This window comes from Nocardia neocaledoniensis, from assembly GCF_029868625.1.
Taxonomy (GTDB): domain Bacteria; phylum Actinomycetota; class Actinomycetes; order Mycobacteriales; family Mycobacteriaceae; genus Nocardia; species Nocardia neocaledoniensis_A.
In genome coordinates this window covers 1-17,068 of record NZ_JARWOJ010000037.1, presented here as the reverse complement: position 1 = coordinate 17,068, position 17,068 = coordinate 1, and the positions used below count along the sequence as shown (strand labels likewise).

Genomic DNA, 17,068 nt, shown 5'->3' with positions numbered 1-17,068 from the left:
CGCATGTTCTACTACCTCGGCGAGGACGCCAAGGGCCTGCCCGAGCAGTGGTTCACCGGCACCGTCGTGGTGCGCGACCGGCTCGTCGCCGAGGGCATGCACGAGCTGATCACGCTGGAGAACATGAGCCGCGAGGCCACCGCGGTGGTGCTCGAGCTGCACGTCGACGCCGATTTCGTCGACCTGTTCTCGGTGAAGGAAGGCCGGATGGGCGGGCACCGGGCGGAGATGACGACCTCCGACGGTGAACTGCTGCTGCACGACCGGGCCGACCTCTCACGCGGGCTCGCCCTCACCTCCACGATCGAGCCGATGGTGTTGCCCGGCACCATGATCTGGCGGGTGGTCGTTCCCGCGGGTGGTCGCTGGCAGACCGAGATCACCGCCCAGCCCGCGGGCGCGGCACAGCGCCCGCAGATGCAGGGCACCCCGGGCGAGCGGTATCGGGCCAGCGAGCCGGTGCGCAAGATCCAGGCGTGGCGGGCCACCGCCACCGACATCACCGCCGATTCGGGCCTGCTCAACCGGATACTGCGCCGCAGCGAGAGCGATCTGGGCGCGTTGCAGATCCATACCGATACCGGCACCGGCAGGCCGTTCGTCGCGGCGGGCGCGCCGTGGTTCATGACGCTGTTCGGCCGCGACTCGCTGCTCACCGCCTGGATGTCGCTGCCGCTGGAAACCGATCTCGCGCTCGGGACCCTGCAGCAGCTGGCCGAGTTGCAGGGCCAGACGGTCGATCCCCTGGTGGAGGAGGAACCGGGCCGGATCATGCACGAGATGCGGCGTGGTCCAGCGGTCGGGCAGGTGCTCGGCGGCCAGATCTACTACGGAACCGTCGATGCCACACCGCTGTTCGTGATGCTGCTCGCCGAATGCCTGCGCTGGGGCGCCGAGCCGGCCTCCATCGCGACGCTGCTGCCCGCGGCCGACGCGGCGATCGGCTGGATCACCGACTTCGGTGATCGCGACGACGACGGCTTCGTCGAGTACGTGCGGGCCACCGACCGCGGCCTGATCAACCAGGGCTGGAAGGACAGCTTCGACGGGATCAACGACGCGGCAGGCCATATCGCGCAGGCGCCGATCGCCCTGTGCGAGGTGCAGGGCTACGTGTACGCGGCCTACCTCGCCCGGGCCGAGCTGGCCGACGCGTTCGACGATCCCGCGCTGGCCACGCGGATGCGCGAACGGGCCGCCGAGTTGCGGACCAAGTTCGCCGAGCAGTTCTGGCTACCCCAATGCGGCTGGTACGCCGTGGCATTGGACGGCAGCAAGCGCCAGATCGATGCCCTGACCAGCAATGCCGCGCACTGCCTGTGGTCGGGCATCGCGACCGACGAGCACGCCGAGATCCTCATCGCGAATCTGGCCAAGGCGGAGATGGATTCGGGCTTCGGCCTGCGCACGCTGGCCTCGAACATGGGCGCCTACAACCCGATGAGTTATCACTGCGGGTCGGTGTGGCCGCACGACACGGCGATCGCGGTCGCCGGTCTCATGCGGTACCAGCACGTGCCCGGCGCGGTGGAGCTGGCGACCAAGCTGGCGGGCGGACTACTCGATGCCGCCGCCGCGTTCGACGGCCGCCTGCCCGAATTGTTCTGCGGCTTCCCGCGTGCCAGGTTCGCGGCGCCGGTGCCGTATCCGACCTCGTGCTCGCCGCAGGCGTGGGCGAGCGCGGCGCCGCTGCTGCTGGTGCGCTCGTTCCTCGGGCTCGATCCCGATGTGCCCGCCAAGACCCTCACGCTGCGACCGCAGGTGCCCGAGGCGTGGGGGTGTGTCCGGATGTCGGAGTTCCGGCTCGGTGAGGCCACCGTCGGGCTCGAGGTGTGAGGGTCCGCGGTGAAGGTGACCGGGCTGCCCGCCGGCTGGGCGCTTACCACGCACCAACCCCAGTAGCACTTCCTAAGCGGGGCCCGTCCCGGTCCCGGATCGGACCCCGATCGGTGTGTCAGCCCTGCAACGGGAAGCGTTCGTCCAGCGCGAGATTGAGCTCGAGGACGTTCACGCGCGGCTCACCGAGGAATCCCAGCGTGCGGCCGTCGGTGTGCGCGTCCACCAGCTCCCTGACCTGGTCGGCGGTGATGCCGCGCGCCCGGGCCACCCGGGCGACCTGGATGGCCGCGTACTCAGGGGAGATGTGCGGATCCAGGCCGCTGCCGCTGGCGGTGACCGCGTCGGCGGGGACGGCCGCCTCGGCAGGCGCGTCGCCCAGGATCGGGATGATCCGGCCGACCGCGTAGTTCTCGCCGTCGATCGCGCATTCCACCGCGACACCGCGGAATTCGCGCAGGAACGGGACCGCGGGGCAGTGCTCGTTCACACTCACCACCCGTTCCGGCCGCGACACGTCACCGTCGGCATCGCGCGGGCCGATCACCGAGAGCACCGCCCCCACACCGTTTTTCGTACAGAATTGGCGGGTGCCGTCGACCCCCTCACGGTCGCCGACCTCCTTCGAGCGGGCACAGACGGTGGTGAGCAGGCTGGTGCGTTCGGCCGTGTCGACGATGTCCTCCGGGCCGAGGTTGCTCGCCGCGGTGGACAGCGGGTCGTAGCCGTCGCCCGCGGCCGACGGGCGGCTCTGGAAGTACCGCGCCATGGCCTGCCCGTCGGCGTCGGTGAACGACTGCCCGATCAGGCTGGAGCCCACCAGCTTTCCGTCGCGTTCGAGGAGCGACCCGTCGGCCTTGTCGTCGAGGCCGGGCAGCTGGGCGATCGCGAAGACCGCGACGGGGTAGACGATTCCGGTGATCACGGTCAGCACCAGCAGCGCGCGCAGGGCGGCCAGGTGCTGGCGGATCCAGGTCGACATGCGCATTTCTAGGCCATCCTGGGGAGGAGTTGGACGAGTAGATCGATGAGCTTGATGCCGGCGAACGGGGCGATGATGCCGCCGAGGCCGTAGATCGTCAGATTGCGGCTCAGCAGTGTCGAGGCATCGCTGGGCCGGTAGCGCACGCCGCGCAGCGCGAGCGGGATCAGCGCCACGATGATGATCGCGTTGAAGATCACCGCCGACAGGATCGCCGACTGCGGACTGGCCAGCCGCATGATGTTGAGCGCGTCGAGGCCGGGGAACAGTGCCACGAACAACGCGGGAATGATCGCGAAGTACTTGGCGATGTCGTTGGCGATGGAGAACGTGGTGAGCGCGCCACGGGTGATCAGCAATTGTTTGCCGATCTCCACGATCTCGATCAGCTTGGTCGGGTCCGAGTCCAGATCGACCATGTTGCCCGCCTCTTTGGCGGCCGAGGTGCCGGTGTTCATCGCCACGCCCACATCGGCCTGGGCCAGCGCGGGCGCGTCGTTGGTGCCGTCGCCGGTCATCGCGACCAGCCGACCGCCGTCCTGTTCCTTCTTGATCAGGGCGAGCTTGTCCTCCGGCGTGGCCTCGGCGAGGAAATCGTCCACGCCCGCCTCGTCGGCGATCGCCTTGGCGGTCAACGGATTGTCGCCGGTGATCATGACGGTGCGGATGCCCATGCGGCGCATCTCGTCGAAGCGTTCCCGCATGCCCTGTTTGACGACGTCCTTGAGATGGACGACACCGAGCAGCCGTGGGTTCCCGTCCTTGACCTCGCCGACCACCAGCGGCGTGCCACCGGCGGCGGAGATGCCGTCGACGATCACCGCGATCTGCTCGGGCACCGAACCGCCCTGGGCGCGAACCCATTCCGTCACCGCACCGGCCGCCCCCTTGCGCAGCTGGTGCCCGTCGGCGAGGTCGACGCCCGACATCCGCGTCTGGGCGGTGAATTCCACCCAGGTCGCGCCCGGCAGTTCACCCGCTGTCCGTTCGCGCTTGCCGAACGTCTGCTTGGCGAACACGACGATCGACCGGCCCTCCGGGGTCTCGTCGGCGAGGCTGGACAACTGGGCGGCATCGGCGAGCTCGTCATCGAGAACGCCCGGCACGGGCACGAATTCGGCGGCCTGGCGGTTGCCGAGGGTGATGGTGCCGGTCTTGTCCAGCAGCAGCGTGTTCACGTCACCGGCGGCCTCGACCGCCCGGCCCGACATGGCCAGCACATTGCGCTGCACCAGGCGGTCCATGCCGGCGATGCCGATGGCCGAGAGCAGCGCGCCGATGGTGGTGGGGATGAGGCAGACCAGCAGCGAGACCAGCACGATGCCGGTGATGCCGTGCGTGTCGAGCGCCGCGTTGTCCGGCACGCCGGGGTTGTTCGACTTGGCGTAGATCGCCATCGGCTGCAGGGTGGTCACCGCGAACACGAAGATGATCGTGAGCGCGGCCAGCAGGATGTTGAGCGCGATCTCGTTGGGCGTCTTCTGCCTGCTGGCGCCCTCGACCAGCGCGATCATCTTGTCGATGAAGCTGGCGCCGGGCTCCTGGGTGATCTTGACGACGATCCGGTCCGAGAGCACGGTGGTGCCGCCGGTGACGGCCGAGCGGTCGCCGCCGGATTCGCGGATCACCGGCGCGGATTCGCCGGTGATGGCCGACTCGTCCACCGAGGCGATGCCCTCGACGACGTCGCCGTCGCCCGGGATCACCTGTCCCGCTTCGACGACGACGTAATCGCCGCGACGCAGGTCCGGTGCGGCGACGCGCTCCTCGACGAGACGCCCGCCCGGGGTCCAGTCGGCGAGCCGTCGAGCGACGGTGTCGGTCTTGGCCTTGCGCAGGGTGTCGGCCTGCGCCTTGCCGCGGCCTTCGGCGACGGCCTCGGCGAGATTCGCGAACAGGACGGTGAGCCACAGCCATCCGACGATGGCCCAGGCGAAGAAGCTCGGGTCGGCGACCGCGAGGACGGTCGACCACACCGCGCCGATCTCCACGATCAGCATGACCGGATTGCGCCACAGTGTGCGGGGATCCAGTTTGCGCAGTGCGTCGGGTAGCGAGGTCAGCAGCAGTTTCGGGTCCAGGACGCCCTTGCGCACGCCCTTCGTCCGGTGGTCCGGGCGCGGAGCCGTGGGGGATTCCAAGGTGGGAGTGGACATCTCAGTGAATTCCTTCGGCGAGCGGCCCGAGCGCGAGCGCGGGCAGGAAGGTGAGCGCGACCAGGATCACCGTCACACCGACGACCATGCCGACGAACTGCGGCCGGTGCGTCGGCAGCGTGCCGATCGAGGCGGGGGTGGTGCCCTGCTGGGCCAGCGAACCGGCCAGGGCCAGCACGAAGATGATCGGCAGGAAACGGCCGAACACCATCGCCAGGCCGAGCGCGGTGTTGAACCACTCGGTGTTGCCGGTGAGGCCGGCGAACGCGGAGCCGTTGTTGTTGGCCGCGGAGGTGAAGGCGTACAGCACTTCCGAGAGGCCGTGCGGGCCGCTGTTGAGCATGCTCGCCCGCTGACCGGGCAGCGCCATCGCGATCGCCGTGCCGACCAGCACGATCAGCGGGCTCACCAGGAAATACGCGGCGGCGAGCTTGATCTCGCGCGGGGTGATCTTCTTGCCCAGGTACTCCGGGGTGCGCCCGACCATGAGACCGGCTACGAACACGGTGATGACGGCCAGGATCAGCATGCCGTACAGCCCGGAACCGACACCACCGGGCGCGACCTCGCCCAGCTGCATGTTGAACATCGTCATCATGCCGCCGAGACTGGTGTAGGAATCGTGGAACGAGTTCACCGCGCCGGTCGAGGTGAGCGTGGTCGCGCCGGCGAAGGTCGCCGAATCGGCCACGCCGAAGCGGGTTTCCACGCCTTCCATGGACGCGCCGATCGCGGTCGGCACGGTGCCGTGGTGCTGCAGCTGGAACAGGTTGGTCAGCGTGATGCTGGTGAGCGCGATGACGCCCATCACCGCCACGATCGCGTAGCCCTGCTTGGTGCTGCCGACCATCCGGCCGAAGGTGCGTGGCAGCGAGAACGCGAGCACCAGCAGCAGGAAGATCTCCACGAAGTTCGTCCACGTGCTCGCGTTCTCGAACGGGTGCGACGAGTTCGCGTTGTAGAAGCCGCCGCCGTTGGTGCCGAGCTCCTTGATCACCTCCTGGCTGGCGACCGGCCCGCCGGTCAGCGTCTGCTCGGCGCCACCGAGGGTCTGCGCGACCTGATCGTGCAGGTGGAAGTTCTGGATGACGCCACCGGCGACGAGCACGATCGCGAAGACGAACGCGATGGGCAGCAAGATGCGCAGGGTGGCCCGCACCAGATCGACCCAGAAGTTGCCGAGCTCGCCGGTGTGACGGCGGGCGAAGCCGCGCACCAGCGCCGTCGCCACGACCATGCCGACCGCGGCGGACACGAAGTTCTGCACCGCCAGCCCGGCCATCTGCACCAGGTGGCCCTGGGTGGACTCGCCGGAGTAGTTCTGCCAGTTCGTGTTGGTGACGAAGCTGACGGCGGTGTTCCACGCCAGCGCCGGGGTCATCTCGGTGCCCGGATCGCTCAGGTGCAGCGGCAGCGCGCCCTGTGCCAGCTGGAAGAAGAACAGGAACAGGATCCCGACCGCCGAGAACGCCAGCACGCTGCGGGCGTAGACGCCCCAGGACTGCTCGACGTCGGGATTCGCGCCGATGGCCCGGTAGATCAGCCGCTCGGCGCGGGAATGCTTGGTACCGCTGAAGACCCGGTACATGTAGTCGCCGAGCGGCACATGCACCAGGGCCAGCGTGAGGACGAGGGCCGCCACGAAGACGATCCCCGCTGTTGTCGTGTTCACCTAGAACCTCTCGGGAAAGAGCAGCGCCGCGACCATGTACCCGGCGATCAGCACGGCCAGCACGAGACCGGCGAGATTCGCGATCACAGCCTCTCCACCCCGCGCTGAATCGCGCCGAGCAGCGCGAAGACCGCCACGGTGAGCACCGTGAACACCACGACCGACATGTCCGACCTCCTCGCGCTCCCAGGTGGAGCGCCTGAGGCGAGTAAAGGTCGCCGCAGGCGCCCGGCGTGGGTTCCTTACGACTCCTTAGCGGTCGTCGGCGCGGCCTTTGCGGATCGTTGACGGGGTGGGCCCGTCGGCGGAAGGAAGGTGTCAAAGTCGCCGCGATAGGCGTCAACACGCCGTAAAGATCGAGGTCGGGGGCGGTGCGCGGCGGTAGAAACTGAGGCGCCGGTCCCCACGATCCTCGCGGCCGGTCCCGTTCACGGAAAGAGAGATCGCGGTGTCTGCAGTGACCATTGCGGTGATCGTCGGATTCGTCGCCGCGCTGCTGGTGATCAGGGCGCTCGGGCGGTGGAACGCCGCGCACGCCCCGATGACGGTGATCGACGTGTTGCCGGTCCGCGCGACGGCGCCGGTCTCGCGACACGCGATGATGGACAGGTGAAACGCGGACAGCTACGCATCTATCTCGGTGCGGCGCCGGGCGTCGGCAAGACCTACGCCATGCTCGGCGAGGCGCATCGGCGGGCCGAACGCGGCCGCGATGTCGTGGCCGCCGTGGTGGAGACGCACGGCAGGGCCAAGACGGCCGCGTTGCTCGATGGCATCGAGCGGATTCCGCCGAAGCTGGTCGGCTACCGGGGGACCGAACTGCCCGAACTCGACGTCGACGCGGTGCTGGCGCGCAAGCCCGCCGTGGCGCTGGTGGACGAACTGGCCCACACCAACGCGCCGGGCAGCGTCAACGCCAAGCGGTGGCAGGACGTGGAGCAGCTGCTCGACGCCGGGATCGACGTCATCTCGACGGTGAACGTGCAACACCTCGAGAGCCTCAACGACGTGGTGCGGCAGATCACCGGGATCGAGCAGCGCGAGACCGTGCCGGATTCGGTGGTCCGCGGCGCGGATCAGGTGGAACTGGTCGATCTCACACCGGAAGCGTTGCGGCGCAGGCTCTCCCACGGCAACGTCTACGCCGCCGACAAGATCGACGCGGCCCTGCGCAACTACTTCCGGCCCGGCAACCTCACCGCGCTGCGTGAACTGGCGCTGCTGTGGCTGGCCGACCAGGTCGACGCCGCGCTGGCCAGGTATCGGGCCGACCACAAGATCACCGAGATGTGGGAGGCGCGCGAGCGGGTCGTCGTCGCGGTCACCGGCGGGCCCGAGTCGGAGACGATCGTGCGCAGGGCAGGCCGGATCGCCTCCAAGTCCAGCGCCGATCTGGTGGTGGTGCACGTGGTGCGCGGAGACGGACTGGCCGGGGTGTCCACCGAGCGGATGGCCAAACTCCGCGAGCTGGCCGCCGCCCTCGGTGCCTCGCTGCACACGGTGACCGGCGACGACGTGCCCACCGCGCTGCTGGATTTCGCGCGCGAGGTCAACGCCACCCAGCTGGTGCTCGGCACCTCGCGGCGCTCACGGTGGGCGCGCATGCTCGACGAGGGCATCGGCTCCACGGTCGTGCAGCGCTCGGGCAAGATCGACGTCCACATGGTGACCCACGAGCAGGCCCATCGCGGCCTGCGGATGCACTGGTTGCGCCCGCGCAGGCCGGTCGCGTCCTGGCTGGCGGCGGTCGTCGTGCCCCTCGGGGTGAGCGCGCTGTGCGGGTGGCTGCTCGACGGCACCCTGCAGCTGGGCGGGCTCAGCGCGATCTTCGTCGTCGGCGTCGTCGCGGTGGCGCTGTTCGGCGGTGTCGTTCCGGCCGGGCTGTCGGCGCTGCTCTCGGGGCTGCTGCTGAACTGGTTCTATACCGCGCCGCGCTACAGCCTCACCGTGGCCGAGCCGGACAACGCCGTGACGGTGGCCGTGCTGCTCATCGTCGCGGTGGCGGTCGCGGCCCTGGTGGATGTGGCGGCGAAGCGAACACTGCAGGCGCGCAAGGCTTCCCGCGAGGCCGAGCTGCTGACCATGTTCGCCGGATCGGTGCTGCACGGCGCCGATCTGCCCAAACTGCTCGAGCAGGTCCGCGAGACCTACGGGCTGCGCGCGGTGAGCCTGCGGTGCGGCGAGCAGATCGTGGCCGCCGTGGGTCCCGCGGCGCCGACGGGTGGTTCGGCGGCCGACACCGTCATCGAGGCCGGGGACGCGCGCAGTCAGCTGCTGCTGGCCGGCCGTTCGCTCAGCGCCGCCGACCGGCCGGTGCTCAACGCGGTCGCCAATCAGGCGGTCGGGCTGGTGCGGCAGGCGAGACTGGCCGAGGAGGCGGGGGCGGCGGCCGCGCTGCTCGAGGCCGACCGGTTGCGCCGGGCGCTGCTCTCGGCGGTCAGCCACGACCTGCGCACGCCGCTGGCAGGCGCCAAGGCCGCCGTGTCGAGCCTGCGCAGCGACGACATCGAGTTCTCGGCCGAGGACACCGGCGAGCTGCTGGAGGCCATCGAGGAATCGGTCGACCAGCTCACCGCGCTGGTGGGCAACCTGCTCGACTCCTCGCGGCTCGCGGTCGGCGTGGTCACCCCGCAGATGCGGCAGGTGTACATGGACGAGGCGGTGCATCGTGCGCTGGTCAGCGTCGGCATGGGCACGCGCGGGCTGCGCCGGGCCGCGATGGACCGGGTGAAGGTGGAGGTCGGGGAGGTCTCCGTGCTCGCCGACAGCGGCCTGCTCGAGCGCGTCCTGGCCAATCTGATCGACAACGCGCTGCGCCACTCCGGGCGCGACACCCCGGTCCGGGTGACCGCCGAGCACGACGGTGACCGGGTGTCGATCGCTGTCGTCGACGTGGGACCCGGTGTGCCAGCGGGGACGGAAGAGCAGCTGTTCGAGCCGTTCCAGCGGCTCGGCGACCGCGACAACACCACCGGCGTCGGCCTCGGTCTCTCGGTGGTCCGCGGTTTCGTCGACGCCATGGGCGGCACGGTCCACGCCGAACCGACACCGGGCGGCGGCCTGACGATGCTGGTGGACCTGCCGTCTGGCCGGGGCGCCGCGCCGATCGCGCTCGGTGACACCGCGGGCGAATCGGACGAGACTGACCGATGACCGCAACAGCGGTCGTCCCCAACTCAGGAACGGTGATGACAGACAACAGCCAGGCCCCCGCCGCCACCAAGGTGCTGGTGGTCGACGACGAGCCGCAGATCGTGCGCGCGCTGCGGATCAACCTGTCGGTGCGCGGGTACGAGGTGATCACCGCGGGCAACGGCGCCGCCGCCCTGCGCGCCGCGGCGGAGAAGCATCCCGACGTGGTGATCCTCGATCTCGGCCTGCCCGACATGGACGGCATCGAGGTGCTGGCCGGGCTGCGGGGCTGGACCTCGGCGCCGGTGCTGGTGCTCTCGGCGCGCACCGATTCCGCGGACAAGGTCGAAGCGCTGGACGCGGGGGCCGACGACTACGTCACCAAGCCGTTCGGCATGGACGAACTGCTGGCCCGGCTGCGCGCCGCGGTCCGGCGCGGCGCGACCGACGTGGAGACGGTGGATCCGGTGGTGGTCACCGACGCGTTCACCGTCGACCTGGTGGCCAAGAAGGTCACCAAGCGGGGGGAATCGGTACACCTGACGCCCACCGAGTGGGGCATGCTCGAGATGCTCGTGCGTCATCGCGGAAAGCTGGTGGGGCGCAAGGAACTCCTGCGCGAGGTATGGGGTCCGGCCTACGCCACCGAAACCCACTATCTGCGCGTCTACCTCGCCCAGCTGCGCCGCAAACTCGAGGACGACCCGGCTCACCCCAAGCACCTGCTGACCGAAGCGGGGATGGGCTACCGCTTCCAGGAATGAGGGTGCGGCGGGTCACTGCCCCGGAATGCCGTCACCGGCGTGGACGTTCCCAGGCGTGAATCGTCCCCGACGCGAATGGCAGGATCAGGGTTATGGCTGAGCAGAATGTGACCACCGCACCCACCGAACTGTGGGTGGAGCGCACCGGGACCAGGGCGTACACCGGACGCAGCAATCGCGGCGCCGAGGTCCTGATCGCCTCGCAGGGTGTCGAGGGCGCGTTCACCCCGGGTGAGCTGCTCAAGATCGCGCTGGCCGCCTGCACGGGCCTCAGCTCGGACCTGCCGCTCTCGCGCCGCCTCGGCGACGACTTCGACGCCACCATCCGCGTCTCCGGCGACGCCGACCGCGAGAACGAGCAGTACCCGCAGCTCGACGAGGTCTTCGAGCTGGACCTCTCCGAACTCGACGAGGCCGCGCGCGAGCGGTTGCTGGTCACCGTGCAGCGCGCCGTCGACAAGGTGTGCACCGTGGGTCGCACGCTCAAGGCGGGTACGAAGGTGACACTGAACTTCGCCATCGACGCATGAGCGAGCCGGTCCGGTTGAGCGCCTGGGTGCACGGGATGGTGCAGGGCGTGGGCTTCCGCTGGTGGACTCGCTCGCGCGCACTGGAACTCGGGCTCACCGGCTACGCGCGCAATCACAGCGACGGCCGCGTGCACGTCGTCGCGGAGGGACCACGAACGGCGGGCGAGAAGCTTCTCGAACTGCTACGGTCCGGCCATGCGCCTGGTCGGGTCGACCTGGTTGTGGAAAGCTGGGAGCCCGCGCGGGGCGATACGACGGGATTCGAGGAGCGCTAGTGGTGACTTCGGGGGCTAGGGGGCGGCAGCGGTGAGCACACAGAACCCTGGTCCGCCCGATCGACCAGAACAGCCACCGAACGGTGGTACCGAGCGTTCACCCCACCGGCCGCCGGACCCCGGCGCCGGCTGGCCACCACCCGATCCCGGGGCGGGCTGGCCGCCGATGCCGCAGCAGCCGCCCGCCGCGCCGCCGCCCGAGGGCTCGCGGCCCGGGCGAATGTCGCGGCAGGAACCCGGCGTCACCGCGCCGCGGCCACCGACCGTCGCCGAGGCGCGGGCCAGGGACAAGGCGCGCAAGCAGGCCGAACAGGCCCAGCGCGCGGCGGCCGAGGCCGCGGAGACCAAGCGGCGCACCAGGAAACGGGTGATGATCGGCGGCGTCGCCGTCGTCGGTGTCGCCGCGCTGGTCGGCGGCGGCTATCTCGCCTACCGCGCGATCGCCGCGCCGGATCAGGTGACGGCCTCCTGCGTGCAGATCGATCAGAACGGCAACGAGGTCGTCGTGCCCGACGACAACTGTGGCGACGGCAAGACCAACTTCCGCAGCGACTCCAGCCACGGCGGCGCGGGCAGCCTGATCCTGCTCGGCTGGCCGCAGTACCGGTACCACTACGGCGGCACGCCGACCATCGGGAAGCCGCCCGTCGGCGGCAGCTCGGTGAAGCCGCGCAACGCGACCATCACGACCAAGAGCGGCACCACGATCCAGCGCGGTGGCCTCGGCAGCAAATCGACCGGCGGGAGTGGGTCCTAGTGCGACGGGTGGCGAGTACGCCGCGTCCGGGCTGGCAGCAGATCATCGAGAGCCAGGGACTCGTCTACGGTGCGCCCGGCCGCGACGCCAGCGGACAACCGCGCCCGTACTGGGACGAATCGGTGCACTACGAGTTCTCGATGGACGAGATCCTCGCGCTGGAAGCCGACGTCGAACTGCTGCAGTCGATGTGCCTGCACGCGGCCGAGCACGTGGTGCTCACCGAGCGGTTCGCCGACTTCGGGCTGCCGGACTGGAGCTGGGGCCCGATCACCGAATCCTGGCGCCGCAGTGACCCGTACGTGTACGGCCGCTTCGATCTGCGCTACGACGCGCGCCGCCCGGCCAAGCTGCTCGAATACAACGCCGACACCCCCACCTCGCTGCTCGAGGCCGCGATCATCCAGTGGCACTGGCTGCAGCAGGTGTATCCCGGTGGCGACCAGTGGAATTCGCTGCACGAGAAGCTGGTGGAGCGCTGGACCGAGCTGCGCGGCGTCCTGCCCGGCACCGAACTGCACTTCACCTGGTCGGGCGCCGACGCCACCGGCGAGGACAACGTGACCACGGCCTATATGCAGGAGACCGCCGCCGAGGCGGGCTTCGACACGGTGGCCTTGCCGATCGAAGAGGTCGGCTTCGACATCGAGCTGAACCGGTTCGTCGACCTCGCCGAGGCGCCGATGGAAGCGGTGTTCAAGTTGTACCCGTGGGAGTGGATCCTCGACGACGACTTCGGCAAGCGCGTCGTCGCGAGCATTCCCGAGACCGCCTGGATCGAGCCGCTGTGGACGACGCTGCTCAGCAACAAGGCGATCCTGGCGATCCTGTGGGAGATGTACCCCGGGCACCCGAACCTGTTGCCCGCCTACCTCGACACTCCCAACGAGCTCACCGAATACATCCGCAAGCCCAAGCTCGGCCGCGAGGGCGCCAACATGACGATCGTCGGTCCCGGCATGGAGACCGCCACCGGCGGCGTGTACGGCGCCGAGGGCTACGTCTACCAATTGCTCGACCCGCTCCCGGAATTCGACGGCATGCGGCCCGTGCTCGGCGCGTGGGTCGTGGGTGACACCGCCGCCGGTCTCGGCATCCGCGAGACCGCCGGGCTGATCACCGACGACGGCGCCGCCTTCGTTCCCCATCGCATCGTCGACTGACATCCCCCTCCCACACTGTTCGAAAGGACCACCATGACCGCCCTCGCCCTGGAATCGGGTTACTGGAGCGCGCTCGGTGAAGGCGTCGGCGCCATCATCCTGTACTGCCTGATCGGCCTGGCGCTGATGCTGATCGGCTTCTTCGCCATCGACCTCACCACGCCGGGCAAGCTGCGCGACCTGGTCGTGGCGGGCAAGCCCAACGCGCTGATCGTGTCGGCGGCGGGCATGGTGAGCATGGCGTTCATCGTCGTGTTCGCCGTGCTGGCCACCGGCGGGGTGAACAAGCTGTCGGAGGGGCTGATCGCGGCGGTCGTGTACGGCCTGGTCGGCATCATCGCGCAGGTGATCTCGGTGCGGGTGATCGAGAAGGTCACCGGGATCGACATCGGCCGCACCCTGCACGCCGACACCTACACCCCCGAGGTGCTGGTGGTCGCGGCCGCGCATTTCGCGCTCGGTCTCGTGGTGGCCTTCGCCATTCTGTGACCCGTTACCAGGGTTGACATCACACAGTGGAGGGTGGACGCTGGTGTCAGCAGTCCACGCAGGTCGGTGAACGAGAGGATCTCGGCATGGACATCACCCCTGGTACCCGCGCGTCCGATGCCGAACGCAACGCGATCGTCGCCCAGCTCGGCACCCACCTGGCCGACGGCAGGCTCGACCTGGCCGAATACGACCAGCGCGTCGCCAAGGTCTACGCGACCGCCACGCGCGACGAGCTCGCCGTCGTCCTGTCCGACCTACCGCAGCTGACCACGCCGCACGGCGCCGCCCCGGCGCCGGCCAAGCCGAAACGCATCCCGGTCTGGCAGCGCATCGAGGCGGGTAGCTGGCTCGGCGTCAGCGTGATCGTCCTGGTCATCTGGGGTCTGATCTCGCTCACGGCGGGGGAGCTCACCTACTTCTGGCCGATGTGGGTCATCGGCCCGTGGGGCGCGGTGCTGCTGTTCCGCGTGATCACCGGCTGGGAGGCCACGCCGGGTACCCAGACGCACCTGCGTCAGCTGCAGAAGCAGATGAAGCACGCCCAGCACATGGATCCGCACAACCCGCACCGCCCGCACTGATGCGATAAAGGCGGTAGCGGCGGGTACGCTGACCCGAGCCCGAACAACATCGGCCGGCCGCCTGCCCTGTCACCCCGCACCGCGGTCCGGCCTGAATCGCGGGGACGCGGACCGGAGAGGCGGGGGATCCTTGCATCTGAAGAGCTTGACGTTGAAGGGCTTCAAGTCCTTCGCGTCCGCGACGACGCTGCGCTTCGAACCCGGGATCACCTGCGTCGTCGGGCCCAACGGCTCCGGCAAGTCCAATGTCGTCGACGCCCTCACCTGGGTGATGGGCGAACAGGGTGCCAAGGCGTTGCGGGGCGGCAAGATGCAGGACGTCATCTTCGCCGGAACCAGCGGCCGCGCGCCGCTCGGGCGCGCCGAGGTGACGCTGACGATCGACAACTCCGACGGCGCCCTGCCGATCGACTACGCCGAGGTCTCGATCACCCGCCGCATGTTCCGTGACGGCGCGGGCGAGTACGAGATCAACGGCAGCAGCTGCCGCCTGATGGACGTGCAGGAACTGCTGTCGGACTCCGGCATCGGCCGCGAGATGCACGTCATCGTGGGGCAGGGCCAGCTCTCCGCGATCCTCGAATCGCGCCCGGAGGACCGGCGCGCGTTCGTCGAGGAGGCCGCCGGCGTGCTCAAGCACCGCAGGCGCAAGGAGAAGGCGGTCCGCAAGCTCGACGCGATGCAGGCCAACCTCGCCCGGCTCACCGACCTCACCACCGAGCTGCGCCGCCAGCTCAAGCCGCTCGGCCGCCAGGCCGAGGTGGCGCGGCGCGCGCAGACCGTGCAGGCCGACCTGCGCGACGCCAGGCTCCGGCTGGCCGCCGACGATCTGGTCACCCGGCGCGGCGAGCTGGAATCCCAGCTCAGCAAGGAGGCCTACGCCCGCGAGCAGCAGATCAACGTCCAGTCCGAGCTGGACGCCGCCAATGCCGCACTGGCCCAGCAGGAGTTCCAGCTCTCGCGGTTGAGCCCGAGCGCCGAGGCGGCGGCCCAGACCTGGTTCCAGCTCTCCGCGCTGGCCGAACGGGTCAACGCCACCATCCGCATCGCCGGTGACCGGGCCAGGCACCTGCACACCGAGACGCCCGTCGGCACCGGCCGCGACCCCGAGCAGCTCGAGGCCGAGGCCGACCGGATCGAGGCCGAGGAAGCCGAACTGCGCTACGCCGTGGAGATGGCCGCCGAGACGCTCGAGGCCGCCCGCGAGGCGCTCGCCGACCGCGAACACGCCGCCAAGGCCGCCGAACAGGCGCACCTGGCGGCGGTGCGCGCCATCGCCGACCGGCGCGAGGGCCTGGCCAGGCTGACCGGTCAGGTGGAGACACTGCGCACCCGCGCGCAATCGGTGGACGCCGAGATCGCCCGGCTCTCGGTCGCGATCGCCGACGCCCGCCACCGCGGCGAGGCCGCGCAGGTCGAATACGATTCCGTGCAGGACGAACTCGGTGAGCTCGACGCGGGGGAGAAGGGCCTCGACGCCCAGCACGAACACGCCGTGGCCGCCCTCGACCTCGCCGACGAGCGCGTGCGCGAGCTGCGCGAACAGGATCGGGAAGCCGGCAAGCTGGTCGCCCGGCTCGGCGCCCGCATCGAAGCGCTGGAAATGAACCTGGCCCGCAAGGACGGCGCGGCCTGGCTGCTCGAACACGGGGTGAGCGGGCTCGGCGACCGGCTCTCGGCCCGGCTGCGGGTCGACAGCGGATACGAGGCCGCGGTGGCCGCGCTGCTCGGCCCGCTGGCCGACGCGATCACCGCCGAGACCGCCACCGCCGCCGACGCGGCCGTGCGGGAACTGCGTTCCGGTGACGGCGGCCGCGTCGCGTTCGTCTTCGCCACCGAGGGCCTGGTCCCCGCCGAACGTGGCAGCCTGCCCACCGGCGCGCGCTGGCTCGCCGACCTGGTCGACGGTGCCGAGGCCGTGCGGCCCGCGCTGGCCGCCCTCACCGCGGGCGTGGTGGTCGTCGACGATCTGGCCACCGCCACCGAACTGGTCGCGCTGCGCCCGGAACTGCGGGTGGTCACGCGCGAGGGCGACCTGGCAGGCTCGGGGTGGCTCGTCGGCGGTTCCGAACGGATGCCGAGCCAGCTCGAAGTGCAGGCCGAGATCGACACCGCCACCGCCGAATTGGCGGCCGCGCAGCGGCGCGCCGACGAGCTGGAAGCGGCACTGGCCGGCGCGCTGGCCGAGCAGACCGACCGCAAGGAAGCCGCCGACCACGCGCTGATGGCGCTGCACGAATCCGACCAGGCCCTGCTCGCGATCTACGACCGGCTTGCCCGCGTCGGCCAGACCGCCCGCGCCGCCCAGACCGAGGGTGAGCGGCTGACCACCCAGCGCGCCGAAGCCGAAGCGGCCAGGGAGAAGTCGCTGGCCTCGCTCGCCGAACTCGAGGACCGGCTGCGCCACGCCGAGAGCGAACACGACAGCGACGACGAGGGCTACGGCTCAGCGGGCACCGAGACCGCAGGCCGTGAACGCGAGGAGGCCGCGGCCGCCCTCGCCGAGGCCCGCACCATGGAGGTCGAGGCCAGGCTCGCCGTGCGCACCGCCGAGGAACGCGCGGAATCGGTACGCGGCAAAGCGGATTCGCTGCGCCGGGCCGCCCGCGCCGAACGCGAGGCCAGGGCCCGCGCCGAGCGCGCGCAGTTGCGGGTGTAGCGGGTGAAGGGCGTCCTCAAGTTAGAGGAGCAGCGCGCCCCGCGGCTCGCCCGTGAGCGCGAGGTCGCC

General features: G+C 70.1%; 14 protein-coding genes and 1 pseudogene. 11 read left to right on the top strand and 4 right to left on the bottom strand.

The genetic code is table 11. The annotated features are described in order from the left end of the window. The coding region (locus tag QH270_RS01770; RefSeq protein WP_280338584.1) for a glycogen debranching N-terminal domain-containing protein at nucleotides 1-1,836 on the top strand (1,836 nt) is incomplete at its 5' end. Between the two features lie 118 nt (nucleotides 1,837-1,954). Here the strand turns inward: QH270_RS01770 and QH270_RS01765 are convergent. From QH270_RS01765 to QH270_RS34600, 4 genes are read right to left on the bottom strand one after another with little or no spacing between them, the layout of a single operon-like run. Continuing rightward, entirely contained in the window at nucleotides 1,955-2,824 is an 870-nt protein-coding gene (locus tag QH270_RS01765) for a potassium-transporting ATPase subunit C (protein WP_280338583.1), read from the bottom strand. 2 nt (nucleotides 2,825-2,826) lie between these two features. Beyond that, nucleotides 2,827-4,974, bottom strand: a complete 2,148-nt coding sequence (kdpB, locus tag QH270_RS01760) for a potassium-transporting ATPase subunit KdpB (RefSeq protein ID WP_280338582.1) — start codon at nucleotides 4,972-4,974, stop codon at nucleotides 2,827-2,829. Between the two features lies 1 nt (nucleotide 4,975). Then, nucleotides 4,976-6,646, bottom strand: a complete 1,671-nt coding sequence (gene kdpA / locus QH270_RS01755; RefSeq protein ID WP_280338581.1) for a potassium-transporting ATPase subunit KdpA — start codon at nucleotides 6,644-6,646, stop codon at nucleotides 4,976-4,978. Then, the gene (locus QH270_RS34600; RefSeq protein WP_420107337.1) at nucleotides 6,647-6,733 is read right to left on the bottom strand and encodes a potassium-transporting ATPase subunit F; all 87 of its coding nucleotides are present in this window, start codon (nucleotides 6,731-6,733) and stop codon (nucleotides 6,647-6,649) included. Between the two features lie 361 nt (nucleotides 6,734-7,094). On the opposite strand from QH270_RS34600, the gene QH270_RS01750 reads away from it, so the two are divergent. The 10 genes and pseudogenes from QH270_RS01750 to smc form a co-directional block, all read left to right on the top strand. Beyond that, the gene (locus tag QH270_RS01750; RefSeq protein ID WP_280338580.1) at nucleotides 7,095-7,259 is read left to right on the top strand and encodes a hypothetical protein; all 165 of its coding nucleotides are present in this window, start codon (nucleotides 7,095-7,097) and stop codon (nucleotides 7,257-7,259) included. Beyond that, nucleotides 7,256-9,799, top strand: coding sequence for a sensor histidine kinase KdpD (locus tag QH270_RS01745; RefSeq protein WP_280338579.1), 2,544 nt, complete (start codon nucleotides 7,256-7,258; stop codon nucleotides 9,797-9,799). The genes QH270_RS01750 and QH270_RS01745 overlap by 4 nt, the downstream gene beginning before the upstream one ends. A gap of 35 nt (nucleotides 9,800-9,834) precedes the next feature. Beyond that, nucleotides 9,835-10,542, top strand: a complete 708-nt coding sequence (locus tag QH270_RS01740; RefSeq protein WP_280338578.1) for a response regulator — start codon at nucleotides 9,835-9,837, stop codon at nucleotides 10,540-10,542. 92 nt (nucleotides 10,543-10,634) lie between these two features. After that, on the top strand, nucleotides 10,635-11,072 hold the full coding sequence (locus tag QH270_RS01735) for an OsmC family protein (protein WP_232999932.1): 438 nt from the start codon (nucleotides 10,635-10,637) through the stop codon (nucleotides 11,070-11,072). Then, a complete protein-coding gene (locus tag QH270_RS01730) occupies nucleotides 11,069-11,347 on the top strand; it encodes an acylphosphatase (protein WP_280338577.1) in 279 nt (92 codons plus the stop codon). Before QH270_RS01735 ends, QH270_RS01730 begins: the two co-directional genes overlap by 4 nt. A 220-nt stretch (nucleotides 11,348-11,567) precedes the next feature. Beyond that, nucleotides 11,568-12,104: a hypothetical protein gene (locus QH270_RS01725; protein ID WP_432420274.1), complete on the top strand. Its 537-nt coding sequence runs from the start codon at nucleotides 11,568-11,570 to the stop codon at nucleotides 12,102-12,104. After that, nucleotides 12,104-13,267, top strand: a complete 1,164-nt coding sequence (locus QH270_RS01720) for a glutathionylspermidine synthase family protein (protein WP_280338575.1) — start codon at nucleotides 12,104-12,106, stop codon at nucleotides 13,265-13,267. The genes QH270_RS01725 and QH270_RS01720 overlap by 1 nt, the downstream gene beginning before the upstream one ends. Nucleotides 13,268-13,300: 33 nt before the next feature. After that, nucleotides 13,301-13,756, top strand: a complete 456-nt coding sequence (locus QH270_RS01715; RefSeq protein ID WP_218719275.1) for a DUF350 domain-containing protein — start codon at nucleotides 13,301-13,303, stop codon at nucleotides 13,754-13,756. An 86-nt stretch (nucleotides 13,757-13,842) separates the two neighbouring features. After that, complete coding sequence (locus QH270_RS01710) at nucleotides 13,843-14,340, top strand: DUF1707 SHOCT-like domain-containing protein (protein ID WP_280338574.1); 498 nt, start codon at nucleotides 13,843-13,845, stop codon at nucleotides 14,338-14,340. A 130-nt stretch (nucleotides 14,341-14,470) separates the two neighbouring features. Then, nucleotides 14,471-16,987: pseudogene (gene smc, locus QH270_RS01705) on the top strand (chromosome segregation protein SMC); the annotation flags it as partial. Nucleotides 16,988-17,068: the final 81 nt, after the last annotated feature.